The sequence below is a fragment of the Tenacibaculum aiptasiae genome, assembly GCF_008806755.1.
In the GTDB taxonomy this organism is placed as follows: Bacteria; Bacteroidota; Bacteroidia; order Flavobacteriales; family Flavobacteriaceae; genus Polaribacter; species Polaribacter aiptasiae.
The window spans coordinates 608,276-627,295 of sequence record NZ_WAAU01000008.1 but is presented as its reverse complement, the minus strand read 5'-3'; the positions used below and the strand labels follow the sequence as shown (position 1 = coordinate 627,295).

The 19,020-nt window shown below is 30.0% G+C and carries 18 protein-coding genes; 3 read left to right on the top strand and 15 right to left on the bottom strand.

Going from position 1 to position 19,020, the window contains the following annotated elements:
• Positions 1-154: 154 nt before the first annotated feature.
• From F7018_RS05790 to F7018_RS05760, 7 genes are all read right to left on the bottom strand, one after another.
• Positions 155-1,084 carry an SDR family NAD(P)-dependent oxidoreductase gene (locus tag F7018_RS05790; RefSeq protein WP_150899068.1) on the bottom strand — a complete coding sequence of 310 codons (930 nt, stop codon included), beginning with the start codon at positions 1,082-1,084 and terminating at the stop codon, positions 155-157.
• Positions 1,084-1,674: an SRPBCC family protein gene (locus F7018_RS05785; RefSeq protein ID WP_150899067.1), complete on the bottom strand. Its 591-nt coding sequence runs from the start codon at positions 1,672-1,674 to the stop codon at positions 1,084-1,086. The genes F7018_RS05790 and F7018_RS05785 overlap by 1 nt, the downstream gene beginning before the upstream one ends.
• 11 nt (positions 1,675-1,685) lie before the next feature.
• Positions 1,686-2,081, bottom strand: coding sequence for a DUF4345 domain-containing protein (locus F7018_RS05780; protein WP_175578665.1), 396 nt, complete (start codon positions 2,079-2,081; stop codon positions 1,686-1,688).
• Positions 2,082-2,165: 84 nt separating this feature from the next.
• Positions 2,166-3,002, bottom strand: a complete 837-nt coding sequence (locus F7018_RS05775; protein WP_150899065.1) for a helix-turn-helix domain-containing protein — start codon at positions 3,000-3,002, stop codon at positions 2,166-2,168.
• Positions 3,003-3,074: 72 nt separating this feature from the next.
• Entirely contained in the window at positions 3,075-3,629 is a 555-nt protein-coding gene (locus F7018_RS05770; protein WP_150899064.1) for a nucleotidyltransferase family protein, read from the bottom strand.
• Between the two features lie 88 nt (positions 3,630-3,717).
• Entirely contained in the window at positions 3,718-5,628 is a 1,911-nt protein-coding gene (gene htpG, locus F7018_RS05765; protein ID WP_150899063.1) for a molecular chaperone HtpG, read from the bottom strand.
• Positions 5,629-5,768: 140 nt separating this feature from the next.
• On the bottom strand, positions 5,769-7,160 hold the full coding sequence (locus F7018_RS05760) for a Gfo/Idh/MocA family protein (RefSeq protein ID WP_175578664.1): 1,392 nt from the start codon (positions 7,158-7,160) through the stop codon (positions 5,769-5,771).
• Positions 7,161-7,256: 96 nt separating this feature from the next.
• Here F7018_RS05760 and F7018_RS05755 point away from each other — a divergent pair, with 96 nt between their 5' ends.
• Positions 7,257-8,267 (top strand): 3-oxoacyl-ACP synthase III family protein, encoded by a 1,011-nt coding sequence (locus F7018_RS05755; protein WP_150899061.1) that lies wholly within the window; start codon positions 7,257-7,259, stop codon positions 8,265-8,267.
• Positions 8,268-8,362: 95 nt separating this feature from the next.
• On the opposite strand, the gene F7018_RS18410 is transcribed toward F7018_RS05755, so the two are convergent.
• The 3 genes from F7018_RS18410 to F7018_RS05745 form a co-directional block, all read right to left on the bottom strand.
• Positions 8,363-8,515 (bottom strand): hypothetical protein, encoded by a 153-nt coding sequence (locus F7018_RS18410; RefSeq protein ID WP_175578663.1) that lies wholly within the window; start codon positions 8,513-8,515, stop codon positions 8,363-8,365.
• A gap of 125 nt (positions 8,516-8,640) precedes the next feature.
• The gene (locus F7018_RS05750) at positions 8,641-11,025 is read right to left on the bottom strand and encodes an outer membrane beta-barrel family protein (protein WP_150899060.1); all 2,385 of its coding nucleotides are present in this window, start codon (positions 11,023-11,025) and stop codon (positions 8,641-8,643) included.
• 89 nt (positions 11,026-11,114) lie between these two features.
• Complete coding sequence (locus tag F7018_RS05745) at positions 11,115-13,613, bottom strand: outer membrane beta-barrel family protein (RefSeq protein WP_150899059.1); 2,499 nt, start codon at positions 13,611-13,613, stop codon at positions 11,115-11,117.
• 95 nt (positions 13,614-13,708) lie between these two features.
• On the opposite strand from F7018_RS05745, the gene F7018_RS05740 reads away from it, so the two are divergent.
• Entirely contained in the window at positions 13,709-14,071 is a 363-nt protein-coding gene (locus F7018_RS05740; protein WP_150899058.1) for a CoA-binding protein, read from the top strand.
• Here F7018_RS05740 and F7018_RS05735 read toward each other — a convergent pair.
• Genes F7018_RS05735 through pyrR form a run of 5 tightly spaced genes read right to left on the bottom strand, consistent with a single transcriptional unit; the run spans position 14,068 to position 17,208 of the window.
• Positions 14,068-15,009: a ribonuclease Z gene (locus F7018_RS05735; protein WP_150899057.1), complete on the bottom strand. Its 942-nt coding sequence runs from the start codon at positions 15,007-15,009 to the stop codon at positions 14,068-14,070. The two genes, F7018_RS05740 and F7018_RS05735, sit on opposite strands and share 4 nt — an antisense overlap.
• Positions 15,010-15,330, bottom strand: coding sequence for a T9SS type A sorting domain-containing protein (locus tag F7018_RS05730; protein ID WP_150899056.1), 321 nt, complete (start codon positions 15,328-15,330; stop codon positions 15,010-15,012).
• A gap of 31 nt (positions 15,331-15,361) precedes the next feature.
• Positions 15,362-15,694: a hypothetical protein gene (locus F7018_RS05725; RefSeq protein WP_150899055.1), complete on the bottom strand. Its 333-nt coding sequence runs from the start codon at positions 15,692-15,694 to the stop codon at positions 15,362-15,364.
• A 2-nt stretch (positions 15,695-15,696) separates the two neighbouring features.
• Positions 15,697-16,629, bottom strand: coding sequence for an aspartate carbamoyltransferase catalytic subunit (locus tag F7018_RS05720; RefSeq protein ID WP_150899054.1), 933 nt, complete (start codon positions 16,627-16,629; stop codon positions 15,697-15,699).
• Positions 16,630-16,653: 24 nt separating this feature from the next.
• Positions 16,654-17,208, bottom strand: coding sequence for a bifunctional pyr operon transcriptional regulator/uracil phosphoribosyltransferase PyrR (pyrR, locus tag F7018_RS05715; RefSeq protein WP_150899053.1), 555 nt, complete (start codon positions 17,206-17,208; stop codon positions 16,654-16,656).
• Positions 17,209-17,355: 147 nt separating this feature from the next.
• Between pyrR and F7018_RS05710 the strand changes: the two genes are divergently transcribed.
• Positions 17,356-19,017, top strand: a complete 1,662-nt coding sequence (locus tag F7018_RS05710; RefSeq protein ID WP_150899052.1) for a SulP family inorganic anion transporter — start codon at positions 17,356-17,358, stop codon at positions 19,015-19,017.
• Positions 19,018-19,020 lie beyond the last annotated feature (3 nt).

The following is a 19,020-nucleotide window of genomic DNA, read 5'->3' as shown; positions in this document are numbered from 1 at the left end:
CTATATAAATATGTAACAAATGTATTGTAGATAAATTGTTATTAGCGTTAAAGAAAATATAAAGTTTTTAGCGATGATTCAGTTAGTTATAAGAAAGAAAAGATAGCTCTTTTTGAGCTATCTTTTGAATTGATGAGAGGTAGATAATAGTTAATTAATTGATAAAGCTATGAATTGCTTTATAGGCATTGTTTTGATAGGTTATGTTAGTTAAATCTGGAAAAATTTCACTTTGGTCTACTACCGAACCAGTAAGGACATTTTCTTTACTAGCATAAAAAACACCATTTTTTAAATTTTCATTATTTATGCCGTCAACAAATCGTTTAGCACCTTTTTCTAAACTATGAGATAAACCTAGTAATGGCATAAAAATAGGCATTCCGATGTATTTAAATAAAATACGTTTAACAAAAGGAAGGTCATTCATACCATCGGTTCCTCTAGTTCCTCCTGGACTCATACTAATAAATTTAATTTCTGGATATTTTCTTGCCATTGCAGACATCCATAAGGTCCCTCCATATTTTATTACCCCGTATACTTGCATAGCATCAAAGTTGTTTCCAAAGTAAGAACCGTCAAAAACTTTAATAAATTCATCTACAGATGAAGTTGTTAAATTAGGACGTTTCATACCAGTTTGCTTAATACCTCTTGCTGCTTCAGAACTAGCATATAAAGCAATATTTTTTAGTTTGTTTTCTTTTAATAGTTCATCTAATAAAACAACATGTCCTAAAAGGTTACTAGCAGTAATAGTGGTAACTCCTTCTTTGGTTAATTTTTCTGGAGTTTTTCCTCCAATACCACCTGCATTCATAATTAATGCATCTATAGGTTCATTTAATTGAGAAACTGCCTTTTTAACTGAATCAGGGTTTGAAACATCCATTATTAAAATTTCAAAAATGAATCTTCCTGTTAATTTTTCTAAAGATATTTTGGCAGCTTCCGCTTTTGCTTTGTTTCTACAAGCTAAGTATATTTTTTCTGTATCTTTTATTAGTGCTAATTGTCTTGCTGTATCTTTACCAATACCAGTATTGGCACCAGTAATCATTATAATTTTATTTGTTTTCATTATTCGGTATATTTTTTCTTAATTCTTTTAAAGTTTTCTTTGTTTACATTCTCACCAGTAAGAACATGATGTTCTACTGCTAATAAATAATCTGCGATGTCTCGTTTGAATTTCCCTTTAGCAAACCAACCCAGAAAAGCAGGTTTGGTTCTTATAACCATCGTCATTTTTAATATAGATGAGTTGTCCGTAACAGGTGTTACTTTGTAAATTCCGTAGCTATATTCATTGTTTAAAGGAATTCCTCCTGTTTGTGATATTAGTACTTTGAAAGTATAATTTTTAGCATCAAAACTTATTTGTTTTTCTTCTAAGAACTTTGTCCCAGCTTCATTAAAATTACATCTCCTCGAAGCATTTTCTCCACCAGTAATATGACCTTGGTTATAGTTAGAACTTACTATTTTGGGGTGAGAGTTGGCTATAGCTCCAAAGTCTTCTCCTACAACTTTCCATACTCTTTCGGCGGAAGCGTTTATGTTTCTTTCTACAGAAAAAGAGATCGTTTTTTTGTCAGTTTTTTGAGCAAATACACTTTGACCAGTTATCATTACTAGTACTAGTGATAATGTTTTAAATATTGTTTTCATAAGGTTAATGTTTAATATTTTTCTCTATAAATGTTGAAAAGAATTAGACCAATAATTCCCAAAACGAATTCTAAACCAGTGGCTTTAACTAATCCATCAACAGGGAAGCCATCTATAAGAATACTAATAGCTCTTCCAATTCCAAGAGAAAGAAATAATGTAAATGATATAAGGGTAGAGGTGAAGGTTAATTTTCTAATAAATACACCTAGAATAGTTATTAAGGCAACTGCAAGAATTAATGCATTGGATGCTCTAACGTCATTTATTATACTTGTACTTTGAGAGATATCTATCCCTGCACTTGCTTTCATAGCCACAGGAGCAAAAAGAGTAGCTCCTCCTATAAAAGTTAATAATAATCCAGAGATGATTAAAAATAGTTTTAATACTTTCGAATTTTCCATGATATTGTTCTTTTTGTTGTTTAGAACAAAGGTCATGTAAAGGGAGAGTTTTGTTATCTCGTTTTAGTTCAAAGACATCTCATTTTAGTCCAATCGATATTCTGAGGGAGATTTACCATAAATATTGGTAAAATTTCTATTAAAAGTAGCTAAAGAATCGAAGCCAACATCATAAGCAATATCTGAAATACGGTCATTTTTTGCTTTTAATAAAGTAGCTGCTTTTTCAATTTTCTTCTTTGCTATATATTTTTTAGGACTATCGTTAAATACTGCTTTAAACTTTCTTTTAAAAGAAGAGGTACTTAAGTGACAAAGTGCAGCTAACTCATCTAAGGACAGGTTAGTGTATAAATTATGATGTATAGTAGATTTAAAACTTACTTCATTAGGTTTGAATAAAGCCGCTAAAAAATCTAAATGAGAAGGAGCTTCTTGAGATTTAGATATTAATAAAATAAATTCTTTAAGCTTAGTTTTTATAATACTTTCATCAGCCAATTCAGGATTATCTAATAAAATATTAATACTCTCTTTGTAGTTTTCTAGTAAACGATCTACTTGAATTTGTTTTACGTTAAAATCAACAGTATAATTTGAGTTTGAGATATCAAATTCAAAAAGGTCTTTGACAAGAGATGGATAAAGGAAAATACCAATAGACTCAATACCTTCATCACAATTATGAGGTTCTTTACTTGGTTCAAAGAAATAATTTAAGCATTTAGCCAACATTGAAGTTTTTTTATTCAATGTTAAATAATCTTCAGAAGACCTTACATTAACTTCCCCTTTGTTTACAAACATAAAACAAGCTTCATCTTCCATATATTCTTTTAAAGTTCTATTAAAAGAGGGCATGGATAGTTTTATAAATACAACTCTGTCTTTGTAAGTAATTACCTGTTCTTTAAATTCCATTTATAGTAGGAGGATCGTTAATTTTCTTTAAAAGAATTTGCTCAATGCTAAATTAATAAATAGAAAATAAAATTAGCTTTTGTGTGTCAAATTAATGGATAGTTTTGGCCATTGCTTACTCCATTCTTTTTTTTTAATCCTATCACTATAAATCATAAGATTAAATTTTGGAGTTGGAGTAACTATAAGGTTAAAAACATCTTCTAAGCCATGAGGTGCTATGTATTCAATTTTATTTTTTTGAGTTATCCTTATAGCTATTGAAGTAGCAGTTTCTGGCCAAAATGAAATAGCTTCTTCACAATTCGTATATGAAGTGTGATTATTTCTAATATGCATTCTTGACTGATTTTTTACCGACCAGTTTAATTCGGGGTCTATCATTTTTAATTGATTTTCAATTAATAAATCATACTCTTTAGAAGAATTTCTTTTATCAAAATGTATAATATCAATATCGTTCAATTTTGTTCGTTGATAACCATGTTTTTCGTCCCAAATTTTATTTCTGATAAATCCAGCACCAATCCAACAGTCGTTTAAATTTAAGTCTCTAACAGTTTTTAAAATAGAAATCATCCATGAATCACTTTCTATAATTTGAATTAACTCGTTTTCTAATTTCATTTAAATATTTGTAGAGATTGATAAAAAAACCTCTTTTGATATGAAACAAAAGAGGCTTTAAATTTATAATTTTAACCTAAAAAGGTATTTATTTAATTAACTCGTAGCTACGCTTAATAAAGTTTGTTAATTCTTCACCGTGTAACAAGTTTTGAGATAATTTAGCTAAGTCAAATGCTTGAGTAGTTAAACGCTTTTGGTCTTCTTCGCTAGCATTTAAGATATCAGAAATTAATGGATGATTTGTGTTAACAATTAAATTGTACATTTCTGGTAAATTACCCATTCCCATCATTCCTCCACCTCCAGAAGCTTGCATCTCTTTCATACGACGCATAAATTCTGGTACTGTAATTAAGAATGGAGAACTAGAAGAATCCATTGATTCTAACTGAACTGTATAACTTGAATTGTTAACAGCTCCTTCGATAACTGGCTTTAATTTCTCTTTTTCTTCATCAGAAAGCTTAGAAATAACTGTGTCATCTTTTTTGATTAAGTTATCAATATGGTCAGCATCTACACGAGTAAATTGAACTTTTGTATCGCCAGAAGTTTCTAATTTTTGCATTAAGTGTGATACGATAGGAGAGTCTAATAATAAAACTTCATATCCTTTTGCTTTTGCATCTTGAATATAAGAGTGCTGAGCATCTTTGTTTGCAGCATATAAAATTACATGGTTTCCATCTTTATCAGTCTGAGCATCTTTTGTTTTTTCGATTAACTCATCAAAAGTGAAATATGTATCATCTACAGTTGGGTATAAGGCAAACTTTTTAGCTTTATCGAAGAATTTCTCTTCAGATAACATTCCGTATTCGATAATAACTTTAATGTCGTTCCATTTTTTCTCAAAATCCTCACGGTCTTTTTTGAATAATGAACTTAATTTATCAGCTACCTTTTTAGTAATGTAACCAGAAATTTTCTTAACAGCACCATCAGCTTGTAAATAAGAACGAGATACGTTTAATGGAATGTCTGGAGAATCGATAACTCCTTTTAACATTTGTAAGAAATCTGGTACAATCCCCTCTACGTTATCCGTTACAAAAACTTGGTTTTGATATAATTGAATTTTATCCTTTTGCATATCTAAGTTTTGAGATAACTTAGGGAAGAATAAAATTCCAGTTAAATTAAATGGATAATCTACGTTTAAGTGAATGTGGAATAAAGACTCCTCGAATTGCATTGGATACAATTCCCTGTAGAAATTAGTATAATCTTCAGCTTCTAAATCAGCAGGCTTTTTAGTCCAAGCTGGATTTGTATTGTTGATAATGTTATCAACTTCAATTTGTTTATGTGGCTCAGTAGTTTCTTTACCTTCCGCATCAGTTGTAGTTTGAGGCGTAAAATCTGGATCGTTAACTTTCTTTGTTCCAAATTTAATTGGCACTTGGTTAAAACGGTTGTACTTGTTTAATAAACCAGAGATTTTACTTTCTTCTAAAAATTCAGTAGAATCGTCAGCAATGTGTAAGATAATTTCTGTACCTCTATCTGCTTTGTCGTGCTCTACTAAAGTAAACTCAGGAGAACCATCACAAGTCCAGTGAGCAGCTGGTTCATCTTTAAAAGACTTTGTAATTAATTCAACTTTATCAGCTACCATAAAAGCTGAATAAAAACCTAAACCAAAGTGACCAATTACACCAGTTTCGTTTTTATCGTCTTTATATTTATCTAAGAACTCTTCAGCTCCTGAAAATGCAATTTGATTGATGTACTTTTCAACTTCATCAGCTGTCATTCCTAAACCTTGATCTTTAATCGTCAAAGTTTTAGCGTCTTTATCAATTTTGATTTCAATTTTTGCATCACCTAACTCCGTTTTAGCTTCACCAATAGAAATTAAGTGTTTTAGTTTTGTAGTTGCGTCAGTTCCGTTAGAAATTAACTCACGTAAAAAGATTTCGTGATCAGAATACAAGAATTTTTTAATCAGTGGAAATATATTTTCTACCGATACATTAATGTTTCCTTTGCTCATAATTATATATTTTGTTTGATATTATTTTCTGATAATTGATTAGTCAAAAAAAATACCAAAATTATTCTTGTGACAAGATGACATAAAAAACGCCAACTTAAAATGTTGGCGTCTTTTAAATTTATATAATTTCTAATTTTTTAAATGTTTCGTAGCATTTCAGTTGTGTTTTTATTTTTCCATGTTCCACCTGTAAAATCTGGTACTTTAATAGATGAGCTGTTTTGTGCAACAGATAATTCAGATAGGGGAGTTATAGAACTCCATAAAACACTATCATATACGTTAATATCTAAAGGTAATCCTTTGTTTAAACATTTAATTAGGCGATAAATCATTACAAAGTCCATTCCTCCATGCCCTACAGAGTTATCAGAAATTTGAGTTTTTAGTTTATCCCATAAAGGATGATTGTATTTTTCTCGATACTCATTGTACTTCTCTTTCTCAAGCCATTTATGTCCCCACCATGCTAATTCATCTTCATTAATATAAAGTTTAGAAGGATAGCCTTCGTGTACGGCTTTTGTTCCTACAACTGTATTTAGTCTGTCATAAGGTCTACCAGAATGTACATCAAATTGTAGCATGATGCTTTTACCTAATTTGGTTTTTATCATAGTAGTATTCATATCTCCACACTTAACGTTTGAAAATTTATTGATTCCAGCACGTTTTGCAGCATCACTTAAACTTTTTTCTCGAGAACTCATAGATACTACATGGTCATAGGTGTCTCCACGACCAATATCCATATATTGACTTATAGGGCCTAAACCATGAGTGGTATAAAAATTACCATCTTTATTTAAATGATGTTTAATTCTCCATTGATCCTCATAATATTTTTCATCAAGTAGATGTTTACGTAAATCATGTATATAAGCTCCTTCAGCATGTGTTAAATCGCCAAAAACCCCTTGATTAATCATGTTTAAAACCCAAAGTTCTTCTCCATTAAAACAGCAGTTTTCCATCATCATACAATGTTTCTGGGTACGTTCAGCGGTTTCAATTATTTTCCAACAATCTTCAAGATTATAAGCTATAGGAACTTCACAAGCAACATGTTTGCCTTTTTCCATTCCATAAATAGCCATAGGAGTATGTAATTCCCATGGAGTAGCAATGATTAATAAATCAATATCATCTCTATCTACTAATTTTTTCCATTCATTAGGATTTCCATAATAAGCCTGTGCAGTTTTATTATGTGTTTTTTGTAAATGTTCGTTTAGTTTATCGGTTTTTTCTTTTCGTAAATCTGAAACAGCTATAATTTCTGCATCATTATTTTTTACCAACCAATCAAACATTTGTATTAAAACCTGACCTCGATTTCCACAGCCTATAATTCCAACTTTAACCTTATCTATCTTGGGAGCTGTTAAGCCAAAAGCTGTTCCTTTTGCTTTTGAATTGGATAATGAGATTGTTTTTTCTTCGATTTCGTTTTTACAAGAAATAGCTGATGATAGACCTAAAAATACAGCGGCTTTGGTTGAAAGGGACAAAAAGTCTTTTCTATTCACAATGAGTTGATTAGTGTTAGTTGTAAAAATATCAATAAATTGCTACTTTTACAAGCTGTAAATTTGCTAACAATTTAAAAAATCAACATAAAAATTATGTATAGTTCAAAAATAACGGGGTTAGGGTATTATGTTCCAGAGAATGTAGTTACTAATGAAGATTTAAAACAATGGATGGATACTAGTGACGAGTGGATTCAGGAAAGAACTGGTATTAAAGAACGTCGTTGGATTGACCCAAAAAACTCTGATGATTCTACTTCTGTTATGGGAGCTAAGGCTGCAAAGATAGCCATAGAAAGAGCTGGATTAACAAAAGATGATATCGACTTTATTATTTTTGCTACTTTAAGCCCAGAATTATATTTTCCAGGAGGAGGAGTACAAATTCAAGATTTACTTGATATGCCTACAATTGGAGCATTAGATGTACGTAATCAATGTTCTGGTTTTATATATTCTATGTCTGTTGCAGATCAGTTTATTAAAACTGGGATGTACAAAAATATCTTAGTTATTGGTTCTGAAAATCATTCAGGAGGTTTAGAACGTTCTACACGTGGTAGAGGAGTAACTGTAATTTTTGGTGATGGAGCAGGGGCTGCTGTTCTTTCTCGTTGTGAAGAAGAAGGAAAAGGAATTTTATCTTCTCATTTGCACTCTGAAGGTAAACACGCTAGAGAGTTAATGTTAGAAGGACCTTCTACTGGGCGTTGGGTACCAGAAATTTTAGAGAAAAATGATCCAGATGATGTTTCTTATTACCCATATATGAATGGTCAGTTTGTATTTAAACATGCTGTAGTTCGTTTTTCTGAAGCAATTGTTGAAGGTTTACAAGCAAATGGATTACAAAAAGAAGATATTGATATGTTAATTCCTCATCAGGCCAATTTACGTATTGCGCAGTTTATTCAAAAGAAGTTCCAGCTTTCTGATGATAAGGTATATAATAATATCATGAAATATGGTAACACCACTGCTGCTTCTGTTATTATTGCTTTAACTGAAGCTTGGGAAAAAGGTAAAATAAAAGATAATGATTTAGTAGTGTTAGCTGCCTTTGGTAGTGGATTTACTTGGGGATCTGTTGTGATTCGTTGGTAATAAGTTAATTAAATTATAAAAAATAAAAAACCGAAGTTTCAAACTTCGGTTTTTGTTTATCTTAAAATTGACTAGTGTTTTAATGAAAATATAATTTAAATTTCTTCTAAATCATTTTCTTTTGGGCATTCACAAACTCTAGGTTTGTGACAACATGGATGCTTAGGTTTTTCTATATAACCACCGTTAACTTTTTCTTTTTCAGATTTACTTAATAATCTTCCTAAAGATGTAATTGTTCTTTTCATAAAAATTGTTTTTATATTAATAATTTCAAATTCACATAAACAATACCTAAATATAATATTTTACTTTCAAAGCAAAAAGTAGGTAAACAAATATTATTAGTGAATTTACCTATAGTAAAAATGATTTAAAAGATGCCTCCTTGAGATTCGTTATTATCTCTATATTTTCTACCTTTTCTTTTGTTTTTACTACTTCCAAAGTTATATGAAAAGCCTAGATATATTGAATCGTATTCTAAAATATATTTTCCTTTTTGGTTGAATGGATTATTAGTAGTGTAATCAAAATTAACGTTATTGAAAATATCTGTACCTCTAATACTAATTTTTCCTTTTCCATCAAGTACTTTTAATCGGGCACCAATATTTACCATTGTATATGGTTGAACAGTATATTGAATATTTTCACTTTTACCTCTATAAATTGTAGAAAACTGAAAACTTAATTTTTTAGAAGCTTTAAAAGAGTTACTAATTCGAGCTTTTGTTATTGTATTTTTAATTGTTTCAAATTGATTGTTTAATATACCTTGGGAATCTTGAATGTAGGTTTCAAAAGAAGGCCTTAAAGTCCACCATTTTATAGGTTTGAAACTGCTGGAAAGTTCTATTCCATAACTGTCAGCAAAATCATAATTGGTAAAAGAAGAAATTGATTTGTCAGGATTTAGAGCATCTCTTTCAAGAATTCTTCCAATTTTATCGTTAGTTCTTCTATAGAAAGTACCCAAAGAAATGTATCCTTTGGTGATTGTTTTAGTATAGTTTAATTCTATAGAATTGGTAAATTGAGGGGTTAAGTTTCTGTTTCCTCTAGCAATAGTTAAAGGAGAAGCCCATTCTTGAATAGGGGTTACTTGATATGCCGAAGGGCGATCCACTCTTCTACTATAGGCTAGTTGTATATTATCTTTTTCGCTAAGAGAATAGTTTATCGAAGCTGAAGGGTAAATATTGAAGAGATTATCTTTTAAATTCGTATTTCCTTGGTTAGTATTGAAAAATGAAGCATCCAAATTAAATTGCTCCACTCTAAAGCCAATTTGAAATGCAATTTTTTCATATTCTTTATTAAAATTGAAGTACCCTGAATAAATTGAACGATCATAATCTAAAGAGGTGTTTCCAATAGGTTGTAGTGTTGGAGAATTACTTGTTTGTGCTTCTTGATCGGTTATTATTTTGTTGTAAAAGTTTTGCTTTCTATATTCCAAACCAAATTCGATTTTACCAGATTGAATAGGTATAGTATAATCGATATTGAATAGCCATAATTTTCTAGTATCTAATATATTATTAGTATAATTGTTTTCTTTTGAACTGTTATCAATTAATTCGGAATTGATTGTGTTTTCTGGATTGTTTGTACTAGAATAATTAAACTCTAATTCTAAACTTTGTCCTTTCTTATCAAAATTATACACGTAATCAATATTATATGTTTCGTCTTTTTGTTTGTATTTTGAAAAACGTAGATTATTAAATTGTGTATTAGAATTTTGAGTTACGAGTGTATTTGTAGCTAAACTGTTATTATCAAAATTTTGGTCAGTGTAAAGAGATAATATACTTTTAGAGTTTAGATTTATATCTACACCAATTTTAAAAAAATGACTGCTAGAGTTGTTTAAAAAATCAATGTTTTGTAATAAATCTTTATCTGTTCTTTGTAGGTTATTGAATGTTTCATAATCTCCCCAACTAGTGCTGTAATTGGCATAAAAATTAGTAATACCTACTTTATAGTTTGTATTTAAAGCAATATCTGGTTTGGTATTTTTACTATGTTTTATGCCAATTGTAATACTTCCATTAAAGCCAATTTCTGTATTTTTTTTAAGGATTATATTAATTATACCACTCATTCCTTCTGGATTAAATTTAGCAGAAGGATTTGTGATTATTTCTATACTTTTAACTGAGTTGGAAGGAAGTTGTTTTAAAAGTTGTTCGGTATTAATATTTGAAGGTTTTCCGTTGATTAAAACACTAACATTTTCATTACCTCTAAGGCTAACTGTACCAGAAAGATGATCTATATCAACAGAAGGGATATTTTCTAACATTTCCAAAGAACTAGCTCCTGTAGCTATTAAGTCATTATTTACATTGATAATTTTTCTATCAATTTTTTGGACTACTGTGGAAGATTCTGCTTGTATTTCAACTTCATTTAGTTGGTTGTTATCTTCTTGTAAATAAATAGTACCTATATTGTATTTTATATCCTTCTCGGTTAAATCAATACTTTGAACCAAGGTTTTATATCCTATAAACTGAAAACTTAATAATAGTTTGGTTTTTGGAAGTTTAGATAAAGTAAAATATCCATCATCATTGGTTATGGCACCTGTAATTATAGTGCCATTTTCAGATTTACAAGTAATAGTTGCATAGGGGATGCTAGCCTTGTTTTTGGGATTTATAACTTTACCAGTAATTTCTTGTTTTTGCGCATAATTACTAATTGCTATGACAGCAAAAAGTATAGTTAATAACAATTTTTTCATATTCGGGGAACTAATTTTATTAGAAAGCTAAATATAAAAAAACCAAGGCAATATTACCTTGGTTTTTTTTTATATTATGAAAAATGATTTTACATGAAACCACCGCCACCGCTTTTTTCATTGTTATCTCTGTTTCTTCTACGTTTCGCTTTGTTTTTTCCTCCACCAAATCTGTAGTTAAATCCAATATAAGTAGTTCTACTTTCCCATTTAAAACGCCCGTTTTGTACAAATGGGTTTGTTGAATCAAACTTGAATCTCATCGTGTTGAATATATCATTTACTCTAAAAGTAAAGTTTCCTTTTCCTTTAAGTACACTATAGTTAGCACCTAAGTTAACCATTGTCATAGGATCTACATCCCATTGTATATCTTGTCTTGGTCCTCTGTACATAGCAAATAATTGTAAACGTAATTTCTTTGATAGTGTAAAACTATTACTAATTCTAGCATTAAAGATTTCAGTTGTAACTTCTCTTCTTGGAGCATTAGGATTACTTATGTCATTTGTTCCAAATTGTTTTTGAGAATAAAAATCCATGCTTGCATTTGCTCTCCACCATTTTGTAATTCTATAATTTGTAGAAAACTCTAAACCATAAGCATTGGTGTCATCAAAATTTGCATGAGTTAAAATTTGTCTTACGTCACTTGGATCTGTAGGGTCTTTATAAGTAGCTCTATTAATTACATCATTAATATTTCTGTAAAAAGTTCCAAATGTAATTGATCCTCCTTTGATTCTTCTTGTATAATTAAATTCAAGAGAGTTTGTAAATTGAGGAACTAAGTTAGGGTTACCAATAGAGGTAATTAAAGGAGTACTCCATTCTCTAATAGGATTTACTTGACCAATACCAGGTCTGTCAACTCTTCTACTATAACTTAATTGGAATTGATTTTTATCGGTAGGATTATATGTGAAAAATGCCGATGGATATACAGAAAATATTTTATCTGTAACTACTTCAGTTGGTTCAGCTACTTGATTAAAAATACCTTTTATGTCGTATTGTTCTAAACGAGCACCCAATTGCATTGTTAGTTTTCCAAATTTATGACCATAATTTACATAACCAGAATAAATTTTTCTATCATATGTAAAGTTTGAATTTGGAATTTTCCCAGTTTCAATTATAATTGGTTGTTGATTTGCGTCAAATACAATATCACCATTAGTATCTGTTTGATATCTAAGAACTCTATGTTGGTCTGTTATATTAGTATTATCTGTTTTGTTAACTCTATATTCTAATCCTAACTCCAATTTACCGTTTTTAGACACAGGATTGGTATAATCAATATTTATTAAAGTATTATCTCTATTATTATTAATATCATTAAAATAATTTGATAATTTATATTTAATGTCAGATTGAGGAATAATTAAATCTTGATTATTTAAGAAGTTAGGAGATTTATTCTTCGTATATGTTGCTTCAAATTCTATATTATGACCTTTCTTTTCAAAATCATGTTTATAGTTAATATTGTATGTTTGGTTATGACTATCAGATGTTTGTGTATTAGGAGCATTACTTGTAATGTTTCCTGTACCATCTGTAATTAGAGCACGACCAGTAGCTTTGCTATCAAACCAGTTTTGAGTTGTATAGAAAGATAAAGTGTTTTTATCATCTAAGTAAATATCAGCACCAAACTTTAAAAGATGTGATTGGTTATCGTTTTTAAAAATAAAATCTTGATTGTTTACAGTAGGTCTGTTAACATAACCAAAATTGTATCTATCACCACCATTAAAACCATAGTTTCCAAAAAAGTTAATTTTACCAGTTTTATAGTTCATATTGGTTGAAGTATTATAACGTACATAATGTCCAGCTTCAAGTCCAGTATTTACAGAACCATTGAATCCCATATTTGCATTTTTGTTTAATACAATATTAATGATACCACTCATTCCTTCTGGGTTGTACTTGGCTGAAGGATTAGTAATTAATTCAACACTTTTAATAGAGGTAGATGGAATTTGTTTTAATAATTGAGAAGCTGGAATATTTGTTGGTTTTCCATCAACTAATACACGTACATTTTCATTACCACGCAAACTGATATTACCAGTTTGGCTATCTACACTTACAGATTGTACATTATTTAATAATTCTGAAGCAGTTGCTCCCGCTGAAGTTAAATCTTTTCCTACGTTAATTACTTTTCTATCTACTTTTTGAGTAACAGAAGAAGTTTCAGCTCTAACCTCAACTTCATCCAAAGTGGTAGAGTCTTCAGTTAAAGGAATAGTTCCTAAGTTAATTTTTCTTCTTTTATTATTTATAAGAATTGGTTTACTAACAGTTTTATAACCAATAAATTGAACTTCTACTATATTCTTACCTTCAGGAATATTTTTTATAGAAAAAGTTCCATTGTCGCTAGTGATTCCACCTGTTAAAATTTTGTTAGCTGTATCTTTGATTATTATATTTACGTAAGGAAGTGGTTCTTTTGTTGTTTGGTCGATGACTTTACCAGAAACGGAACCAGGTTTTGGTAATTTACCTTTAGGCATTTGTGCAAATAAATTAACACTAAATACCATTAAAAGTATAAGTAATATGTTTTTCATTTTGTTTGTTTTTGAATTGTTTAGATGTCTAATAGACTGTTTGCTGATTATTTTTGTTACTTCCTTTAACAGAGTTTAACGTATTATTAACAACTATGGACAAAACAACTTTAATTATTGGAGCATCTTTAAATCCTAATAAGTATTCAAATATTGCACTTAAAAGGTTGGATGATAAAGAAATAAAGATACACGCTATTGGGGCTAGAGAAGGAAGGGTAAATGAAATCAATATTACAACTGAAAAAACATTGTTTGATAATATTGATACCGTTACAATGTATTTAAATCCTAAACGACAAGAAGAGTATTACGATTATGTATTAGGGTTAAATCCTAGAAGGGTAATTTTTAATCCAGGTACAGAAAATTCTGAGTTTTCAAAAATATTAAAAGAGAAAGGAATTAAGTCAGAAATAGCTTGTACGTTGGTTTTGTTATCAACCAATCAATATTAATTTAAAACTTCTATTGGAAATGAGTTAGTAGAGTATAGCTTACCTGCTTCTGCTAATTCTACATTTTCAAAAATAGTTTGTGCTTCTACTTTAAAGTCTTTTAAGTTTGAGTACCTACTAGAATAGTGCCCAATAATTAGTTTTCCTGCATTTGCTTGATTCGCAATCCTAGCAGCTTGTTCGGCAGTTGAGTGTTTTGTTTTATCACACAAATCTTCTCTATCTTTTAAAAAGGTAGCTTCATGGTATAGTAAATCTACATCTTTAATAATAGGTACTATGTCTGGTTTATAAGTGGTATCACTGCAAAAAGCATAGCTTTTTGGTTTAGGAGGGTCTATTGTTAATTCAAAATTAGGAATCACTTCTCCTGTAGATAGAACAAAATCTTTACCAGCTTTTATATTGTGAAAATCGCAAGTTTCTATTTCATCGTATTGTTGAATGTTTTCAATATGCAATTTTCTAGGCTTTGGTTTTTCCTTAAATAAAAAACCATTAGTGTATACTCTATGATCTAATGGAATAGTGTGCACAGTTATTTTATCATCTTCAAAAATTAGTTCACTTTCATTTGAATCTAATTCGTGAAAAATAATGTTGTATTTAGTCCAAGATTTTGAAATTTTTAATTGAAGAACAGTAATTTCTTTAATTCCTTTAGGACCATAAATATGCAGATCCTTTTCTCTATTAAGTATTCCAAATGTAGAAATTAAACCAATTAACCCAAAAAAGTGATCTCCATGCAAATGAGAGATAAATATATGGTTGATTTTAGAAAAACCAACTTTATACTTTCTCATTTGTCTTTGAGTACCTTCTCCACAATCTATTAAAAAATGGCGATTATTAATTTCTAAATACTGAGACGTAGGGTGTGCATTAACTCTTGGGGTAGCAGAGTGGCATCCTAAAATAGTTAAATGCAAACTCATTTATTTTATGACAAAACGTTTTGAAATAATATTCTTATTACTCTGTATAGCATATATATACATACCCGACTTTAAATCGTTGCGATAAAAAGGATATGAATTACGTCCTTTAGAAATATTTAATTCTTTTCTATATACAGTTTTACCTAATACGTTTCTAACGGTGAAAATAACGGTCTGGTCACTTTTAGCATTAAATGAAATAGTGGTATTATTGGTAAAAGGGTTAGGAGAAGCAACTAGCTTATCTACTTGTTTCTCTTGAGAGAAACTAGACAAGGTTACTAAGAATAAAAATAATAAAAGTATTTTTTTTACCATACGTTATTCGGTTTTAAGGGATTATTATAGGTTAAAAACCTAAATCACGCTGAATATTTTCCATTTCAATAATATCTTCAGCCTCAACTAATGTAGGGGCTATGTTTAACGATTCTGGAAAATCATCAATATTCACATCTTTTAATACAATTACAAAAGATGTGCCATTTGTTTGATGCACTTGAGCGTATTTCAAAAATAATAAAATATTTTCTTTGGAAACGTTATTTTTTTCTGAAATTTTTATGATAAGGTGTTTTTCCTTAAGGTTAAAGTGCTCTTTTTCAAAATTTAATAAGAAATCTTCGAAAGAAGTATCATCAAAATGAACTAACGTATATTCTTTTTTATCTTCAATTTTCATTATTATCTTTTTATTTGTTGTGCTAACAAATATATAACAGCCATACGTGTAGCAACCCCATTTTCTACCTGATTTAAAATAATAGATTGGTCACTATCGGCAACATCACTTGTTAATTCAACCCCTCTATTTATAGGTCCTGGGTGCATTATAACAATTTTCTTACCAAGGTTGTCTAGTATTTGTTTGTTAATACCAAATAACTGTGTGTATTCTCTAGTAGAAGGGAAATATTTAATATTCATTCGTTCATGTTGTACACGTAGTACATTAGCAACATCACACCATTCTAAAGCTTTTTTCAAGTTTGTTTCAACCTCAACACCTAAACTAGTAATATATCTAGGGATTAATGTTGTTGGACCACAAACTTTTACTTTAGCTCCTTGTAATTGTAAAGCAAAAATATTTGATAAAGCTACACGAGAATGTAAAACATCTCCTACAATAACAATTTTCTTACCTTTTAAGTTACTGTTTAAAGCTTCACGCATAGAAAAACTATCTAATAAAGCTTGTGTTGGATGTTCATGTGTACCATCACCAGCATTAATAATTTTTGCATCTACATGTTTTGATAAGAAAATACCAGCACCTACATTGGCATGACGCATAACAACAATATCAACTTTCATTGAAAGGATATTATTAACGGTATCAATTAAGGTTTCTCCTTTTTTTACAGAAGACTGCCCAGCAGAGAAATTAATTACGTCTGCCGATAAACGTTTTTCAGCTAATTCGAATGATAATTTAGTACGAGTACTATTTTCAAAAAATAAGTTAGCAATGGTAATATCTCGTAAAGAAGGAACTTTCTTTATAGGGCGGTTAATAACTTCTTTAAAATGAGAAGCAGTTTCAAAAATAAGCTCTAAATCGGTTTTGTTAAGGTATTTTATACCTAATAAATGTTCAACGCTTAACTGCTTCATTTTAGTTTGTTTTTATAATCATAACTAATCAAGCTTTGATGGCTTGGGTTCAAGGTAAATAGTATCTTCTTTATGAGTTTCTTCCCAGTTAACAACAACTTTTTCTTCATTTATAGCGTCAACTTGTCTTCCTCTATAATTAGGTTGAATAGGAAGGTGACGACTAAAACGGCGATCAATTAACACTAGTAACTCAATGTTTTCAGGTCTTCCGTATGACTGAATTGCTGTTAAAGCACTTCGTACACTTCTACCTGAGTATAAAACATCGTCAATAATAACAACTTTTTTGCCTTCAATTAAAAAATCAATTTGAGTTGCTGTAGCTTCTAAAGGTTCGTCTCTTCTACGAAAATCGTCTCGATAAAAAGTAATGTCTAATAAACCTAATTGAAGATTTTGTATTCCATAATCATCTGTTAACAATTTAGCTAATCGTTTTGCTAAAAAAGTTCCTCTAGGTTGAAGTCCTATTAGCACGGTATTAGAGAAGTCGTTATGGTTTTCGATTAACTGACAAGCTAATCGATGCAGAATGATTTGAATTTCTTTTGATGTAAGTAGTGTTTTTCTGCTCATTTGTTGCTATCAAATTGGTTTGATAGTTCAACGTTCAAAAATAAAGCAAAAAAAAACGTCCACAAAATTAAAGTTAATGAAACATAAAACTATATGAATAAAATTATCTTTACATTTGCCAACTTTTAGAATATACCTGTTGATATTATGATGAAATACATTAAAAGTAAGAAGATTAACATTAAAGATGACACTTTAGCGGGGATTACAGTTTCGTTAGCTATGATACCTGAAGTAGTAGCTTTTGCCTTTGTTGCTCAAATAGATCCTTTAGTAGCACTTTCAGGAGCGTTTATTATTGGTTTAATTACAGCAATTTTTGGAGGTAGACCTGGATTAATATCAGGAGCAGCTGGAGCAGTGGCGGTTATTTTTGTGCATATGATTGCTGAAGGACACAAAAAAGGGATGCTTTTTGATACTCCAATAGATAATATGGGGTATTACTATTTATTAGGAGCTGTTATTTTAATGGGGCTGATACAAGTTGGAGCAGGAGTTTTAAAATTAGGACGCTTTGTACGTTTAATACCTCATCCTGTAATGATGGGATTTGTAAATGGTTTAGCAATTGTAATTTTTATAGCTCAAGTAAAAATGTTTTCTCATAAAGAATTAAATATTTCACCAGAAGGAGTTAAAGAATATACTAACATATTTATGCAAGGTACAGAGTTATTTACCATGATTGGGTTGGTATTATTAACAATGGCAATTATTTGGGGACTTCCAAAAATTACAAAGAAAGTGCCTGCAGCTTTAACTGCAATTATTATAACTACAGCAATTGTTGTTATTTCTGGAATGGATGTAAGTACAGTTGGTTCTTACATTAGAGAAGGTGGAGGAGATGGATTATCTGGAAAATTCCCTACACCAAACTTAGAATTATGGCAAAACTTACCATTTAATTTAGATACTTTATTATTTATTCTTCCATATGCTTTCTTAGCAGCATCAGTAGGTTTAATCGAGTCGTTAATGACAATGAATTTAGTTGATGAGTTAACAGATTCTAGAGGAAATGGAAATAAAGAATGTGTTGCTCAAGGAGCTGGAAATATTGTAAGTGGATTGTTTGGAGGAACAGGTGGTTGTGGTATGATTGGACAAACAGTAATTAATATCAACGCTGGCGGTAGAGGAAGATTGTCAGGTGTTATGATGGCATTAACTTTACTTACATTTATTTTATTTGCTGATAAATATATAGAACAAGTACCTATTGCTGCTTTAGTAGGAGTAATGTTTATGATGGTAATTGAAACATTTGCATGGTCTAGTTTTAGAATTATGAATAAGATTCCAAAATCGGATGCTTTTGTTTTAATAATTGTATCTGCGGTTACTGTAATTTTCGATTTAGCTATTGCTGTATTTGTTGGAGTAATTGTTAGTGCATTAGTATTCTCATGGGAAAATGCAAAGAAAATTAGAGCTAGAAAACGTATGAAAGATGATGGTACTAAAGTTTATGAAATTTGGGGACCTTTATTTTTTGGAAGTATTACAGCTTTCAATGAAAAGTTTGATATAAAAAATGATCCAGATAGAGTTGAGATTGATTTCGTTGAGTCTAGAGTTTCAGATCACTCAGCTATCGAAGCTATTTTTGCTTTAGTTGAAAAATACCAAGCTGCAGGAAAAAAAGTTGTTTTAAAACACTTAAGTGAAGACTGTAAAGTATTATTATATAAGGCAAGTCCAATTTTCTCAGATGTGATAGAGGAAGCTATTGATGACCCTCGTTATCATTTAGCAGCAAATCCTGAAGATTTTCCGAAACCATTATCAGAATATAAATTTTAAATA

What these genes read in the sequence shown, in the direction of transcription:
- F7018_RS05790 (WP_150899068.1), bottom strand. Translation starts at nt 1,084, where the DNA reads ATGAAAACAAATAAAATTATAATGATTACTGGTGCCAATACTGGTATT.
- F7018_RS05785 (WP_150899067.1), bottom strand. Translation starts at nt 1,674, where the DNA reads ATGAAAACAATATTTAAAACATTATCACTAGTACTAGTAATGATAACT.
- F7018_RS05780 (WP_175578665.1), bottom strand. Translation starts at nt 2,081, where the DNA reads ATGGAAAATTCGAAAGTATTAAAACTATTTTTAATCATCTCTGGATTA.
- F7018_RS05775 (WP_150899065.1), bottom strand. Translation starts at nt 3,002, where the DNA reads ATGGAATTTAAAGAACAGGTAATTACTTACAAAGACAGAGTTGTATTT.
- F7018_RS05770 (WP_150899064.1), bottom strand. Translation starts at nt 3,629, where the DNA reads ATGAAATTAGAAAACGAGTTAATTCAAATTATAGAAAGTGATTCATGG.
- htpG (WP_150899063.1), bottom strand. Translation starts at nt 5,628, where the DNA reads ATGAGCAAAGGAAACATTAATGTATCGGTAGAAAATATATTTCCACTG.
- F7018_RS05755 (WP_150899061.1), top strand. Translation starts at nt 7,257, where the DNA reads ATGTATAGTTCAAAAATAACGGGGTTAGGGTATTATGTTCCAGAGAAT.
- F7018_RS18410 (WP_175578663.1), bottom strand. Translation starts at nt 8,515, where the DNA reads ATGAAAAGAACAATTACATCTTTAGGAAGATTATTAAGTAAATCTGAA.
- F7018_RS05750 (WP_150899060.1), bottom strand. Translation starts at nt 11,025, where the DNA reads ATGAAAAAATTGTTATTAACTATACTTTTTGCTGTCATAGCAATTAGT.
- F7018_RS05745 (WP_150899059.1), bottom strand. Translation starts at nt 13,613, where the DNA reads ATGAAAAACATATTACTTATACTTTTAATGGTATTTAGTGTTAATTTA.
- F7018_RS05740 (WP_150899058.1), top strand. Translation starts at nt 13,709, where the DNA reads ATGGACAAAACAACTTTAATTATTGGAGCATCTTTAAATCCTAATAAG.
- F7018_RS05735 (WP_150899057.1), bottom strand. Translation starts at nt 15,009, where the DNA reads ATGAGTTTGCATTTAACTATTTTAGGATGCCACTCTGCTACCCCAAGA.
- F7018_RS05730 (WP_150899056.1), bottom strand. Translation starts at nt 15,330, where the DNA reads ATGGTAAAAAAAATACTTTTATTATTTTTATTCTTAGTAACCTTGTCT.
- F7018_RS05725 (WP_150899055.1), bottom strand. Translation starts at nt 15,694, where the DNA reads ATGAAAATTGAAGATAAAAAAGAATATACGTTAGTTCATTTTGATGAT.
- F7018_RS05720 (WP_150899054.1), bottom strand. Translation starts at nt 16,629, where the DNA reads ATGAAGCAGTTAAGCGTTGAACATTTATTAGGTATAAAATACCTTAAC.
- pyrR (WP_150899053.1), bottom strand. Translation starts at nt 17,208, where the DNA reads ATGAGCAGAAAAACACTACTTACATCAAAAGAAATTCAAATCATTCTG.
- F7018_RS05710 (WP_150899052.1), top strand. Translation starts at nt 17,356, where the DNA reads ATGATGAAATACATTAAAAGTAAGAAGATTAACATTAAAGATGACACT.